The 13,691-nt window shown below is 76.5% G+C and carries 11 protein-coding genes; 7 read left to right on the top strand and 4 right to left on the bottom strand.

What is annotated here, in order from left to right:
- Nucleotides 1–30: 30 nt before the first annotated feature.
- Both ACZ462_RS01375 and ACZ462_RS01380 read right to left on the bottom strand, forming a co-directional pair.
- A complete protein-coding gene (locus ACZ462_RS01375) occupies nucleotides 31–840 on the bottom strand; it encodes an isocitrate lyase/PEP mutase family protein (RefSeq protein ID WP_467806230.1) in 810 nt (269 codons plus the stop codon).
- Nucleotides 841–993: 153 nt separating this feature from the next.
- Entirely contained in the window at nucleotides 994–2,106 is a 1,113-nt protein-coding gene (locus ACZ462_RS01380; protein WP_467806232.1) for a pyridoxal-phosphate dependent enzyme, read from the bottom strand.
- A gap of 212 nt (nucleotides 2,107–2,318) precedes the next feature.
- Here ACZ462_RS01380 and ACZ462_RS01385 point away from each other — a divergent pair, with 212 nt between their 5' ends.
- From ACZ462_RS01385 to ACZ462_RS01415, 7 genes are all read left to right on the top strand, one after another.
- Nucleotides 2,319–3,890: a S8 family peptidase gene (locus ACZ462_RS01385; protein WP_467806309.1), complete on the top strand. Its 1,572-nt coding sequence runs from the start codon at nucleotides 2,319–2,321 to the stop codon at nucleotides 3,888–3,890.
- Between the two features lie 161 nt (nucleotides 3,891–4,051).
- A complete protein-coding gene (locus ACZ462_RS01390) occupies nucleotides 4,052–5,287 on the top strand; it encodes a DUF4190 domain-containing protein (RefSeq protein ID WP_467806234.1) in 1,236 nt (411 codons plus the stop codon).
- A 104-nt stretch (nucleotides 5,288–5,391) separates the two neighbouring features.
- On the top strand, nucleotides 5,392–6,144 hold the full coding sequence (locus ACZ462_RS01395) for a GntR family transcriptional regulator (RefSeq protein ID WP_467806236.1): 753 nt from the start codon (nucleotides 5,392–5,394) through the stop codon (nucleotides 6,142–6,144).
- 461 nt (nucleotides 6,145–6,605) lie between these two features.
- Nucleotides 6,606–6,791, top strand: a complete 186-nt coding sequence (locus tag ACZ462_RS01400) for an SPOR domain-containing protein (RefSeq protein WP_467806237.1) — start codon at nucleotides 6,606–6,608, stop codon at nucleotides 6,789–6,791.
- 29 nt (nucleotides 6,792–6,820) lie between these two features.
- Nucleotides 6,821–7,243, top strand: coding sequence for a (deoxy)nucleoside triphosphate pyrophosphohydrolase (locus tag ACZ462_RS01405; protein ID WP_467806238.1), 423 nt, complete (start codon nucleotides 6,821–6,823; stop codon nucleotides 7,241–7,243).
- A 197-nt stretch (nucleotides 7,244–7,440) separates the two neighbouring features.
- Complete coding sequence (locus ACZ462_RS01410; protein WP_467806239.1) at nucleotides 7,441–7,869, top strand: ATP-binding protein; 429 nt, start codon at nucleotides 7,441–7,443, stop codon at nucleotides 7,867–7,869.
- Nucleotides 7,870–8,018: 149 nt separating this feature from the next.
- Nucleotides 8,019–10,640, top strand: a complete 2,622-nt coding sequence (locus ACZ462_RS01415; RefSeq protein WP_467806241.1) for a SpoIIE family protein phosphatase — start codon at nucleotides 8,019–8,021, stop codon at nucleotides 10,638–10,640.
- 48 nt (nucleotides 10,641–10,688) lie between these two features.
- Here ACZ462_RS01415 and ACZ462_RS01420 read toward each other — a convergent pair whose 3' ends face one another.
- Both ACZ462_RS01420 and ACZ462_RS01425 read right to left on the bottom strand, forming a co-directional pair.
- Nucleotides 10,689–11,408 (bottom strand): PspA/IM30 family protein, encoded by a 720-nt coding sequence (locus ACZ462_RS01420; protein WP_467806242.1) that lies wholly within the window; start codon nucleotides 11,406–11,408, stop codon nucleotides 10,689–10,691.
- Nucleotides 11,409–11,475: 67 nt separating this feature from the next.
- Entirely contained in the window at nucleotides 11,476–13,596 is a 2,121-nt protein-coding gene (locus ACZ462_RS01425) for a TPM domain-containing protein (RefSeq protein ID WP_467806244.1), read from the bottom strand.
- Nucleotides 13,597–13,691 lie beyond the last annotated feature (95 nt).

The following is a 13,691-nucleotide window of genomic DNA, read 5'->3' on the forward strand; positions in this document are numbered from 1 at the left end:
AAGCAGCGCCCCGGCCGCCCCCGACCCCGCTCAGCCCTTGAGCAGGCCGTTCACCGCGCCGTACGGCAGGGCGTCGGCGACCGCGGTGTACGTGCCGTGCGCGAGGAGCTCCTCCGCGGCGCGCCGTACGACGCCGTACGCGGCCTCAGCCACCCGGGAGCCGAGGCTGACCCGGGCCGCGCCGAGGGCGCCGAACGCGGCGACGGACGGGTCGCCGGGGCCGGCCAGCACGTTGAGGGGGGCGCCGATCCCCTTGGCGAGCTCGGCCACCACGGCCGGGTCGGTGGTGCCCGGAACGAAGACGCCGGAGGCGCCCGCGCGCAGGTAGGCGGCGGCGCGGGCCAGGGTCTCGTCGAGCCGGCCCGCGGGGTCGCCGAGGCCGAAGAGGTAGGTGTCGATGCGCGCGTTGACGTACAGCGGGATCCCGGCCGCGTCGGCGGCGGCGCGGGCGGCGGCGACACGCTCGGCGTGCTCGGCCGGGGCGCGGGTGCCGTCCTCGATGTTGATGCCGACGGCGCCCGCGGAGAGGACCGCGGCGACGGTCTCCCCGACCCCCGCCGGGTCGGCGGCGAAGCCGCCCTCGATGTCGGCGGTGACGGGCACGGAGACGGCGGAGGCCACCCGGGCGACCAGGTCGACGGCCCGGTCGCGGGCCAGCGCGTCCCCGTCGGGCGCGCCGAGGGACCAGGCGACGCCGGCGCTGGTCGTGGCGACCGCGGGGGCGCCGGCGGCCTCGACGAGGCGGGCGCTGACGACGTCCCAGGCGTTGGCCAGGGCCAGCGGGGAGGCGGGGTCGTGGAGGGCCGCGAAGCGGCGGGCGAGGTCAACGGCAGTGGTCATGGCACCAGTTGACCAGCCGTCGGGCCGCCGCGTCCGGCGGTTTTCCGACACGTACGCCGCCACCCGCGGCCTGACCGGCCCGCCAAAGGCCGACCCGCGCGACCACGGCACCGGGCCGCCCGGCGCGCCCCGCCGCCCCCGCCCGCCCGTCCCTCAGGCCGCCGGCGACGCCTTCAGGCCCGCCCCGCACAGCGGCAGCACCGCCGTCCGCCCCTGCAGGGGGTCCGAGGGGGCCGCCGGGCCGACCGCGGCCCAGCAGGCGGCGGCCGTCGGCTCGACGAAGAGCCCGCGCCCGGCCAGGTCCCGGTGGGCGGCGCGCAGGGCCTCCTCCGAGACGGTCAGGAAGGTGCCGCCGGACTTCCGGACGGCGGCCAGGATCCGGCGGGCCCGCGGCGGCGCCGGGATCGCGATCCCCTCGGCGAGCGTGGGCCGCTGCTCCGCCGGGCCGGCGTCCTCGGCGCCGGCGGCGAACGCCGCGGCCAGCGGGGACACCGCCTCCGCCTGCACCGCGAACAGGGCCGGCGGGCGCACCCCGCGCCGGGCCAGCTCCTCCGCGGCCAGCGCGGCGCCCAGCAGCAGGGTGCCGTTGCCGACGGGGAGCACGAGGACCTCCGGAAGCCGGCCGCCGAGCTCCTCCCACACCTCGTAGGCGTACGTCTTGGTGCCGTGCAGGAAGTACGGGTTGTACACGTGGCTGGCGTAGAAGACGCCCGGCAGGTCCGCCTCCGCGCGCGCCGCGGCCGCGGCGGCCTCGCGACCGCCCGGAACGACCCGTACCGCCGCGCCGTGGGCGCGCATCTGGCCGGTCTTCTTCGCGGAGGTGCCCTCGGGCACGAAAACTTCACAACTCAGCCCGGCCCGTGCGCAGTACGCCGCCACGGCCGTTCCGGCGTTGCCGCTGCTGTCCGCGACCACCCGCTCGGGGCCCAGCCGCCGGGCCACTTCCGCGAGCATCACCGCGCCCCGGTCCTTGAACGACAGGGTGGGCATCAGGAAGTCGAGCTTGGCGTGAATCCGCTCCCCGAGCGGGATCAGCGGGGTGTTCCCCTCCGACATGGTCACGGAGAACGCCCCGGGCAGGGGCAGCGCGGAGCCGAACCGCCAGAGCGAGTTGGGCCCGGACCCGGGGGTGAGCGGACTGGCCGGATCGGGTGCGAAGTCGAGGTCCCACGGGCCGCCGCAGACGGGGCAGCACCAGGGCGCGGTCCGCACGTCGGCCCGCGTGCCGTCGTCGGGGCAGAGGTAGCCGGGGATTGCGTGCGTCATGTGCGGAGCGCCTTTGCTCTTTCATAACCGTTGTATGGCACGGATGTTACGCGTCCGCCGTCCCCTTGTGGGATGCGGACAGGCTGGGCCAACCTTTCGACAGGCGGTGCCGGGCCGGGCGTCCCCAAGTTTTGTCATGTCCATGGCTTACCGTCCGCCGTGCCGCCGCCATCCCCAGAGCTCCACCGACGAGGAGGACCCCCCACATGTCCATGCGTCGCACCCGCCGGAAGGCCGCCGCCGCCGGCGTGACCGCCGTCGCGGCCCTCGCGCTCGCCGCCGCCGCCGCACTCCCCGCGTCCGCGGCCGACCGCGCCCCCCAGGGCGTCATCGAGAACGCCGGCGCCCCCGGCGCCGTGGCGGGCAGCTACATCGTGACCCTGAAGGACTCCGCCGCCCGCTCCACCGCCGAAAGCGGCAAGGCCGTCGCCCGGAAGTACGGGGCGACCATCGACCGCACCTACAGCGCCGCGCTCAACGGCTACTCCGTCGAGGTCTCCGAGGCGCAGGCCCGCAAGCTCGCCGCCGACCCCGCCGTCAAGTCGGTCGTGCAGAACCGGGTCTTCACCGTCGACGGCGCCCAGGGCACCCAGCCCAGCCCGCCGTCCTGGGGCCTGGACCGCATCGACCAGCGGGCGCTCCCGCTGAACAGCAGCTACACGTACCCGGACAAGGCGGGCGAGGGCGTCACCGCCTACATCATCGACACCGGCGTGCGCATCACCCACTCGGACTTCGGGGGCCGCGCCTCCTACGGCTACGACGCCGTCGACAACGACAACACCGCCCAGGACGGCCACGGCCACGGCACGCACGTCGCCGGCACCGTCGCCGGCGGCGCGTACGGCGTCGCCAAGAAGGCCAAGATCGTCGGCGTCCGCGTGCTGAACAACCAGGGCTCCGGCACGACCGCCCAGGTCGTCGCGGGCATCGACTGGGTCACCCGCAACGCCGTCAAGCCGGCCGTCGCCAACATGTCCCTCGGCGGAGGCGCCGACTCCGCGCTCGACACCGCCGTGCGCAACTCCATCGCCTCCGGCGTCACGTACGCGGTCGCCGCGGGCAACGAGAGCACCGACGCCAGCACCAAGTCGCCGGCCCGCGTCGCCGAGGCCATCACGGTCGGCGCCACCACCAGCACGGACGCCAAGTCCAGCTTCTCCAACTACGGCAGCATCCTCGACATATTCGCCCCCGGCTCCTCCATCACCTCCGCCTGGGCCACCGGCGACACCGCCACCAACACCATCTCCGGCACCTCGATGGCCGCGCCGCACGTCGCGGGTGCGGCCGCCCTGCACCTGGCGGACAACCCGGCGAGCACGCCCGCCCAGGTCGCCCAGGCCCTCACCGCCGCGGCCACCCCGAACGTCGTGACCGGCCCCGGCACCGGCTCCCCGAACCGCCTGCTGTACGTCGGCGGCGGCACCACCACGCCGCCCGGCCCGCGCTTCGAGAACTCCGCCGACTACGCCATCAACGACAACGCGACCACCGAGTCCCCGGTCACCGTCAGCGGCGTGCCCGGCAGCGCCCCGGCGGCCCTGGCCGTGTCGGTCGACATCAAGCACACCTACATCGGCGACCTCAAGGTCGACCTGATCGCCCCCGACGGCACCGCGTACACCCTGCACAACCGCTCGGGCGGCAGCGCGGACAACATCATCCGCACCTTCACCGTGAACGCCTCCTCGGAGACCGCGAACGGCACCTGGAAGCTGCGCGTGAACGACAACGCGAACCTCGACACCGGCAAGATCGACTCGTGGGCGCTGCAGTTCTGACCCGGCACGGGGCCGCCTGCGGCCCGACCCGCACCCTCTGAGCCCGCACCGCCCGCAGGGGCGCCGGGCGAGCGGCGGGGGCGACCGACACCGCGGTCGCCCCCGCTGCGTACTATTTCGCGCATTCGCCTCCGCACCCCCCGGGATGGAGTCCCGCGCCCGTGAGCACCCCGCCGCCGCACGCCTGGCCGCCGCCGCACCACCGGCCGGCGGCGTCGCCGCAGGCGGACGGGGAGGCGGAGCTGAACGGGTTCGCGCCGGCCTCGCTGCTCGTCGGGCTGCTGTGCCTGCCGCCGCTCGGGATCGTCCTCGCGGTCGTGGCGCTCGTGCAGATCTCCCGCAAGGGCGAGCGCGGCCGGCCGCTGGCCCTCGCGGGCCTCGCCGTGTCGCTGGTGACGACCGCGGCCGCCCTCTTCGCCGCCGCCCAGGCCGCGGGGCCGCTGTTCGAGCGGCTGGACGCCATCGAGCAGTACGAGAGCACGGCGGGCGAGCTGACCGTCCCCGAGGAGCTCCAGGCGGGCGACTGCTTCAACGTCCCCGGCGGCGACCTCCTCGACGAGGACCCGCTCTTCTACCGGATCGACTGCGCGGAGGTCCACCACGGCGAGGTGACCTCCTCGACGCTGCTGGGCCAGCCCGCGTTCCCCGGCGGCCGGAAGGTCAAGCGGAGCGCTGCGCAGGCCTGTTGGCGGGCGCAGGACGCGTACGCGATGGACACCTGGGCCCTGCCCCCGTACGCGGACATGTTCTACTTCGCCCCCTCCCGCGACTCGTGGGGCGACGGCGACCGGCACCTGCTGTGCGTCATCGGCACCGCGGAGGCGGAGCACCGCGGCAGCCTCCGCAAGGACGCCGGCATGCTGCGGCCCGACCAGGCGGCCTACCTCGGCGCGGCGAACGAGGCGGAGCTGGCCCGGGGCGGCGCCCCCGACGACGACCTCGACGAGGCGCTCCCGGCATACCGGGAATGGGCCCGGTCGGTGGAGCGGGCGCTGGCCCGCGAGGCGGCGGTGCTCCGGGAGGCGCTGGCCCGGCCGGAGCTCGCGGAGCCCGCCGGGGTCCGGCTGAAGGAGGTCGAGGCCGCCCGGGCGGAGTGGCAGCGGGCCGGGGAGGCCGTGCGCCCGGACGGCTTCCGGGAGGCGTGGGAGCGGGCCGCGCGGGCGCTGACGGTGGGCGCGGAGCGGAACCTGCGGGGGGCGTACGGGCTCGCGACGACGGTGCCGGACTGGCTGGAGGCGAGGCCGGGGCCGAGCGGGCCGGAGGACCCGGAGGCGGACCCGGAGGAGGACCGGGAGGCGGACCCGGGGGCGGGCCCCGAGGCGGACCCGGACGCCGGTCCGCGGCCCGAGCCGGCGCGGCACCGGACGGGCGGGGACACCGCACGGCAGCGGGTTTGACTGACCTGCCTTCATCACTTCGGGTGAAACGCTGGCCTTCGCTTGCGGCGTACATCCGACCGTTGCCAGGGTGTGGCTGTCTGTCAACCTGATGGGAGTGCCCAGTGGCTTTCGGTGAGCAGCCGGCCTATCTCCGCGTCGCCGGGGATCTCCGACGGAAGATCGTCGACGGCTCCCTGCCCCCGCACGCCCGCCTCCCCTCCCAGGCCCGGATCCGCGAGGAGTACGGGGTCTCCGACACCGTGGCGCTGGAGGCCCGCAAGGTCCTGATGGCGGAGGGCCTCGTCGAGGGCCGCTCCGGATCGGGCACGTACGTGCGGGAGCAGCGGGTGCCCCGGCGGGTGTCCCGCTCGGGGTACCGCTCGGGCGGGTCCTCCACCCCGTTCCGGCAGGAGCAGGCCGAGGCGGGCGCGCGCGGCACCTGGGACTCCCGCAGCGAGCAGACGGCGGCGCCCGCGCCGATCGCCGAGCGCCTCGGCATCGAACCGGGGGAGCGGGTCATGCGGACCCGGTACGTCTTCCGCGACGCCGGCGAGGCGATGATGCTGTCCACCTCCTGGGAGCCGCTGTCGCTCACCGGCCGGACCCCGGTCATGCTGCCGGAGGAGGGGCCGCTGGGCGGCTCGGGCGTCGTGGACCGCATGGCCGCCATCGACGTGGTCGTCGACAACGTGGTCGAGGAGGTCGGCGCCCGGCCGGGCCTCGCGGAGGAGCTGGTGGTGCTCGGCGGCGTCCCCGGGCACGTCGTCCTGGTGATCGGCCGCACCTTCTACGCCTCCGGCCGCCCCGTGGAGACCGCCGACGTGGTCGTGCCGGCCGACCGCTACCGGCTCGCCTACCACCTGCCCGTGCGCTGAGAGGCCGCCGGGGCGCCGCCCGAAGGCGGCCGCGGGCGGCGGGTTTCGGTGCGATCGTGATCGCCCGGTCCTGTGCCGATGCCCCGGCGCACCGTCCCGTACGCGCCTCCCGGCTCCGCCCGCGGCCGCCCCGCGGGGCCGCGGAAGCGGCCGGTCCGGGCCGCTGCCCGCCGTGCTCCGGCGCCGCCGGGCCGCGCCCGGCCAGCGGGGATGCGGGTCCGGCCGCCCCGGAGGGGGCGCGCGGGGGTCCCCCCGCCGGGACCGCGTGCGCCGGTCCGCAGCCGGCGCGCACGGCTCACTCGTACGCGTGGCCGGATGCGTACGCCCGCAAGGTATCTCTTCGTAAAAACCTGTATCCGCTCAGTAAAGGTCGGGCGTAAGCTCGGGCATATGCGCAATGCGGTTTCCCGGGCCGGCGGACCGGCTGCCCGGGCACGTGGATCGGCGGAGGGTGAAGCGCGATGAACGACAGCGGTGCCCTGCTTCCGTGGCTGGTCATACGTCAGGACGACAACGGCAACCGCTACCGGGTGGGCCGGTACCCCACCCGGGCCGAGGCCCAGAAGGTGGTCGAGAGCCTCGAGCACCGAGGACACGAGCAGCTCTACTGGGTCGAGCGGATCGGCCGGACCGCCACGACGAACTGAGCGCCACGGCAGTGGCATAGGCTCCGCCCATGACGGATCGAGTGGTCGTGGGCGGGGCCCTGTGCCGTGCGGGCCGCCTGCTGGCCGCCCGCCGCAGCGCGCCCCCCGAACTGGCGGGCCGCTGGGAGCTGCCCGGGGGCAAGGCCGAACCGGGCGAGGCCGTCCCCGAGGCGCTGGTCCGCGAACTGCGCGAGGAACTCGGCGTGCGGACCGAGCCCGTCGAGCGCATCCCGGGTGAGTGGCCGCTGCGGCCGGGCCTCGTCCTGCACGTGTGGACCGCCCGCCTGCTGGACGGGGAGCCCGCGCCGCTGGAGGACCACGACGAACTGCGCTGGCTCGCCCCCGACGAGCTGGACTCGGTCGACTGGCTCGACCAGGACCGCCCCGCCGTCGCCGAGATCGGCCGCCGGCTGCGCGCCGCCCGCGCCGCGGAGCGGTCCGGCGGCGCCTGACCCGGAGCACGTCGGGTCGCACGGGGGCGCATACCGCTTGTGCGCTGGGCCGTCCGCGCCACAGTGCGCCGGGACATGCAAGACGGGTGGTACGGCGCCGCGATTATCGGGTATGTCGCTATTGGTCCTATTTGCGCAGTAAACCTCAAGGTGCCGTCCCCGCCGGACCGGACGGGCGGCCGCCCCCGGCCCGGGAAGTGATCGGCGTGATCGACACAGACGGCGAATGCGCCGAATGGGCCTTCCCCGCCGAGCCCGGCGCGGTCCGCACCGCCCGCCACGCCGTGCGCGGCACGCTCCACTCCTGGGGCCTGGAGTCCGTCGGCGAGGTGACCGTCCTGCTGGTCAGCGAGCTGGTCACCAACTCCCTGCGGTACGCCTCCGGCCCCATCGGCGTCCGCCTGGAGCACCGCAAGCAGATCGACGCAGACCCCTCCCTCGGACCCGCCCTCCTCGTGGAAGTCTCCGATCCGCTTCCGGATCCGCCCCGCGAACGCGTCGCCGGAGCCGACGACGAAGGGGGCCGGGGCCTGCACCTCGTGGCCGTCTCCGCGCGCCGCTGGGGCACCCGGCACGGAAAGTCGGGCAAGACCGTGTGGTTCGAGTTGGCTCTTCCTGGTGAGTAACAAGGTGGAGGGTGGCCGACGATCACCGGGCATGGCTCGAAACAGTCGGGACCTTTTCGTGATCGGGAACGCCGTGCCGTCCGGGGCCGTGGTGCTGAATACTTCGGTCATGGCCGGTCCGGTTGCGGTGAGCTGGAGGGGACGGTCGCGTGAGCGAGATACCTGCGCAGGCACATCAGGCCCGTGTGCCGGGGGAGGCATGGCACGACTCCCTGTGGCACAGCAGCCCGCCCGGCTCGCTGTACGACTACGTCAAGGCCGCCTCCTTCTCGATCGGACCCGACGGCCTCATCGACCAGTGGAGCCTGCGCGCCGAGGAACTCTTCGGCCTGACCGCCGCGGAGGCCGTCGGCCGCGACCCCGTCGACGCCTTCATGCCGGCCGGCCTCCGCGCAGGCGGCCACCGCCGCGTCGCCGAGATCCTCGACGGCAAGGAGTGGACGGGCCACGTCCCCTTCCGCATCCCCGGCGGGGGCGGCGCCCACGGCATCGCCGAGATCTACGTCATGCCGACCCTGACCGAAGCCGCCGAGCGGGCCGCGCTGTGCATCGTCGTCGACGTACGCGCCCTGCGCAGCATCGAATCCGACCTCGCCGCCTCACAGGCCATATTCGGCCAATCTCCCTTCGGCTTCCTGCTGTTCGGCACGGACCTGACCGTGCAGCGCGCCAACCGCCGCTTCGCCACCGTCTTCGGCGGCAGCGCCGAGGAGCACCGCGGCCGCACCGTCCACGACTACCTCCCCCCGGAGGAGGCCGACCGCATGGCCGAGGCCCTGCGCCGCGTCCTGGAGACCGGGGAGTCCGTCACCGACCTCCAGATCAGCGGCGCCGCCCCCGGCAGCCGCGAGAACCGCCACTGGTCCATCAACCTCTACCGGCTCCACGGCGGCAGCGGCCGCCCCATCGGCGTAGCCGGCCTCGGCACCGACGTCACCCGGCGCCACCTCGCCGCCCGCGAAGCCGCCGGCGTCCGCCGCAACCTCGCCCTCCTCAACGAGGCCGGGCACCGCATCGGCAACTCCCTCGACCTGGAGACCACCGCCCGCGAACTGCTCGACGTCACCGTCCCCGGCTTCTGCGACCTCGCCGCCGTCGACCTCTACCAGGGCCTCCTCCTCGGAGACGACGACCGGCCCGCCCGCCCCCAGGGCCCCGGCGTGCCCTCCCTGCCGCCCGGACTCGGCGCCGGCCGCGCCCCGTCCGCACCGCTGCGGCGCGTCGCCTTCTCCTCCGCCGTGTCCGACGCCCCCCTCTCCGGGCCCGGCGCCCCCGTCGCCGTCGGCGACATCCACCGCTACCCGGCCGCCTCGCCCGGCGCGCTCGCCCTGCGCACCGCACGGACCCGGCTCATCGAGGGCGGCGGACCGGACGACCTCGTCCAGTCCACCCTCGTCGTGCCGCTGGTGGCCCACGACACCGTCGTCGGCCTCGCCCAGTTCTCCCGCACCAAGGGCAGCGAGCCCTTCGGGGAACGCGACCGCGCCGTCGCCGTCGAACTCGCCGCCCGCGCCGCCGTCTGCATCGACAACGCCCGCCTCTACCGGCGCGAACACGAGCGCGCCCTGATCCTCCAGCGCAGCCTCCTGCCCCCCGGCGACCCGGAGGCCGCCGGCCTCGACATCGCCTGCCGCTACCTCCCCGGCAACGCCGCCACCGAGGTCGGCGGCGACTGGTTCGACGTCATCGAGCTGCCCGGCCACCGCACCGCCCTCGTCGTCGGCGACGTCATGGGCCGCGGACTGCGCGCCGCCGTCGCCATGGGCGAACTCCGCACCGCCGTGCGCACCCTCGCCCTGCTCGACCTGGAGCCCGCCGAAGTCCTCGCCGCGCTCGACGAGATCGCCCGCGGCCTCGGCGCCCCCGGCGGCTCCCAGCAGGCCTCCCGGGCCGCCCTCCACTCCCGCGACGCCGACCGCTCCGAGGTCTACCTCGCCACCTGCGTGTACGCCGTCTACGACCCGGTGACCCGGCGCTGCACCATCGCCAACGCCGGCCACATGCCGCCCGTCCTCGTCGAACCCGCCGAGCCCGGCGCCGCGCCGCGCGCGGGACTGCTGCTGGAGGTGCCGCCCGGAATGCCGCTCGGCGTCGGCGGCGAACCCTTCGAGGAGGTCGAGATCGACCTCCCCGAAGGCGCCCTCCTCGCCCTCTACACCGACGGCCTCGTCGAGTCCCGCGACCACCCCCTCGAAGAGGGGCTGCGCGGACTGCGCCACGCCCTCACCGACCCGGCGCGGCCGCTGGAGGACATCTGCGACCACGTCCTGAACACCCTCGACACCCGGCACGGCGAGGACGACATCGCCCTCCTCATGGCCCGCGTCCAGGGGCTCCCCGTCGACGCGGTCGGCGACTGGCACCTCCCGCGCGACGCCCGCTCGGTCGGCCGCGCCCGGGAACTCGCCCGCGCCAAACTGCCCGCCTGGGGCCTCGAAGGGCTGCTGGACACCACCGAACTGCTCGTCAGCGAACTCGTCACCAACGCCCTGCGGTACGGCGAGGGCGACATCCGGCTGCGGCTGCTGCTGGACCGCACCCTCGTCTGCGAGGTGTGGGACGCCAACCTCGTCCAGCCGCGCCGGCGCCGCGCCCGCGACACCGACGAAGGCGGGCGCGGCCTGCAGCTGGTCGGCCTGCTGTCGGCGGGCTGGGGCACCCGGCGCACCCACCGCGGCAAGACGGTCTGGTTCGAACTCCCGCTGCCCGGGGCCTCCGCCGAACCGGAGGGCGGGCTGTCGGCCGAGCAACTCCTCGGCCTGTACGGCTGACCGGGCGCCGGCGGCACGCGCCGCGGCGCCGTCGGGCCGGGCCGCTGCTCAGCCCCGGCCCGCGGACTTCAGCGCCGCCAGCCGGGCCTCGACCTCCTCGGCCCGCGCCAGGCCGTCCAGCGCCTCGAACTGCGCGTCCAGGGAGGAGGCCGCCAGCTCCTCGCGGCCCAGCGCCCGCGCCTCCTCCCGCCGCACCTTGTCCTCGAAGCGGCCCAGCTCGCTCGCCGGGTCCGCCACGTCGATACTGCGCACCGCGTCCAGCATCCGGTTCTGCGCCTCCGCGGTCCGCGCGCGGGCCACCAGCTCGTCCCGCTTCGCCGTCAGCTCGGCCAGCTTGCCCCGCATGGCGTCCAGCCCCTTCCGCAGCCGGCCCGCCACCTCCGTCTGCGCGGCGATCACCGGCTCGGCGTCGGCCGCCTCCTGCTCCGCCCGCAGCTGCCGCTCCAGCGCCACCCGGGCCAGCCCGTCGAAGCGGTCCGCCTCCGCCGCCGACCCGGCCGCCCGCAGCCCGTCCGCCCTGCGGCTCGCCGCGAGCGCCTTGCCGCCCCACTCCTCGGCCGCCGCCAGGTCCTCCGCGTGGTCCGCCTCCAGCAGCCGCAGGCCGCCGAGGACCGTCGCGACGGCCTGATCGGCCTCCGAGATGCTGTCGGTGTAGTCCCGGATCAGCTGGTCCAGCATCGTCTGCGGGTCCTCCGCCTGGTCCAGCAGGGCGTGGATGTTGGCGCGCGCCAGCAGGGCGACGCGGCCGAGGACGGTCTGCTTGCTCATCGGTCCAACGCTCCTCGGATCGGGAGGGGAGAACAGGAGGGGAAGGGGGCGCCGTGCCGCAGGAGTGTCAGAAGCGGCCACCTCCGCCCATCCGGCCGCGGGTGCCGCCCCCGCCGAACGAGCCCGGCCCGCCGCCGCCCCCGCCGAACACCCCGCCCCCGCCGAAGCCGCCCGGGAAGCCGCCGCCGTACCCGCCGCCGGCCCCGCCGCGCAGGATCCCGCCGAGGATGATCCCGCCCAGCACCGCCCCGCCCATGCCGCCGCGCCCGCCCGGGCCGCCGTACGGGTCCCCGTACTCCCGTACGTCCCGCTCGGCCAGCTCCTGCGCCTGCCGGGCCAGCGCGTCCGCCCGCTGCGCCTCCGCCAGCGCGCCCGGCGGGTCCGGCTCCGCCAGCGCCTGCGCCCGCTCCAGGTGCCGCCGCGCCTCCGCCAGCCGCGTCCGGGCCTCGCTGCCCACCGCGCCCCGGGCCGTCGTCACGTAGTCCGCCGCCGCGCCGATCGCGCTGCGCGCCGACAGCAGCGCCCGGTCCAGCAGCGCGGCCGCCCGCCGCCGGCCCGACTCCTCCTCCCGGGCCCCGGCCAGGGCCTCGTCCAGGGCCGCGTCCGCCTCCTCGACCCGGCGCAGCGCATCGAGAGGGTCGTACCGGCCGGCCGCCACCTCCTGCCGTACGGCGGCCGCCACGGCCTCGGCCCGGGCGATCCGCCCGGCGAGGTCCCCGGCGGGCGTTCCCGCGGCGGCCGCCGCCAGCAGTCCGCGCGCGTCGGCGAGGTCCGCGTCGGTCTCCGCGAGAGCCCCGGGCAGCTTCCCCGCGGCCTCCGCGAGCTCCTGAGCCCGCCGCTCCACCGCGTCCACCAGGATCGCCGCCTGGTCCACGGCGCCCTCGGCGGCCCGTACGTGCACGGCGGCCCGGCCGGTGTCCCCGGCGTCGACGGCGGCCCGCGCCCCGTCGAGCTGCTCCCCGGCGAACGCCAGCCGGTCCCCGGCCCGTTCGGCGTGGCCGCCGACCGGCGCGGACGCGGAGTCGGCGTACCGGCCGCGCAGCGCCGCCAGCGTCGCCGCCGCCGTCGCCGTGCGCCCCGCCAGGTCCCGCGCCCGCCCCTGTGCGGCGGCCAGCGCCTGCGGGGCGTTGCGCCCCAGGTCGCGCAGCCGGTCGAAGTCCGCCGCCTCCGCGTCCAGGCGCCGGTTCGCCTCGCTGCACCGGGCCACGATCTCGTCGAGCATCCGCCGCCGCGCCGCGTCGTCCTCCGGGTAGGCGTCGTCGAGCTGCTGGCGCAGCCGGAACGCGGCCGTCAACTCGCCCTCCGCGAACTCCACCGCCCGGGTGAAGGGCGCCACCGCCTCGTCGCCGAACTGGGCGGCCGCGAAGCCGAGCTCCTCGGTGGACGTGCGGACCGCGTCGTCGGTCTCCACCAGCAGCTCCCGCGCCCGCGCGTCGAGCCGGAGCAGCGGCACCGCCGTCGCCGTCCCGGGCTGCCCGCCCCAGCCGGTCGTCGTCCGACCGCCGCCCCGCCCGGCCCCGCGGCGGCGCCGGGAGTACGCGTACGCGGCGAGCGCCCCGGCCGCGCCGACGGCGACGACGGGGAGCACCAGGTCCCCCGCCCAGCCGGGGCCCGACCCGCCGCCGCCCGGGTCCGCCGGGCCGGGGGTGATCGGCGGCGGGGTGACGGGCCGGCCGGCGAGCACGGCGTCGTAGCCGTCGGCCGCGCCGATCGCGGCACCCGCCCAGTCGTTCGCGCGCAGCGCGGGCTCGACGGCCTCGCGGGCGACCTCCGCGAGCTGGTCCTCGGTGAAACCGGAGCCGGTGTCGGCCGAATAGCCGTACTGTCGGCCCCCCGTGGCCACCGCCAGGAGCAGGTCGTCCCGGCCGAGGCCGTTCTTCTGCGCGGTGGCGTCGGCCCAGCCCTGCGGGGAGCGCCCGGAGAAGTCCCGTACGTACGCCACGAACAGCTGGATCCGGCGGCGGTCGTACAGCCGGTCCAGCGCGTCGGCGACGGCGGCCTCCCGGCCGCGCAGCGCCCCCACCCGGTCGGTGACCTGGCCCTGCTCCGACAGGGTGACGGGGTCCTCGGCCCGGGCGGCGGGCGCCCCGGCCACGGCGCAGCCGCCGAGGGCCAGCAGCGCGGCACCCAGCGCGAGCCCGGCCCGGAGGCCGGGCCGCCCGGCGGGGGTGCGTCTCGACGGGGTCACGCAGGGAGCGTATGACCGCCCCCGGGCCCCCGCGACCGCAGCGCCGCCGCCCCCTCCCGCCGAGGGGGCGGCGGGAGGGCCAGGGGGTGTTGCGA

The sequence above is a fragment of the Streptomyces sp. NPDC031121 genome (assembly GCF_055570615.1).

Bases quoted from the DNA above. Each gene is read 5' to 3' on its own strand.
- ACZ462_RS01380 (WP_467806232.1), bottom strand. From the start codon at position 2,106: ATGACGCACGCAATCCCCGGCTACCTCTGCCCCGACGACGGCACGCGG.
- ACZ462_RS01420 (WP_467806242.1), bottom strand. From the start codon at position 11,408: ATGAGCAAGCAGACCGTCCTCGGCCGCGTCGCCCTGCTGGCGCGCGCC.
- ACZ462_RS01405 (WP_467806238.1), top strand. From the start codon at position 6,821: ATGACGGATCGAGTGGTCGTGGGCGGGGCCCTGTGCCGTGCGGGCCGC.
- ACZ462_RS01385 (WP_467806309.1), top strand. From the start codon at position 2,319: ATGCGTCGCACCCGCCGGAAGGCCGCCGCCGCCGGCGTGACCGCCGTC.
- ACZ462_RS01400 (WP_467806237.1), top strand. From the start codon at position 6,606: ATGAACGACAGCGGTGCCCTGCTTCCGTGGCTGGTCATACGTCAGGAC.
- ACZ462_RS01375 (WP_467806230.1), bottom strand. From the start codon at position 840: ATGACCACTGCCGTTGACCTCGCCCGCCGCTTCGCGGCCCTCCACGAC.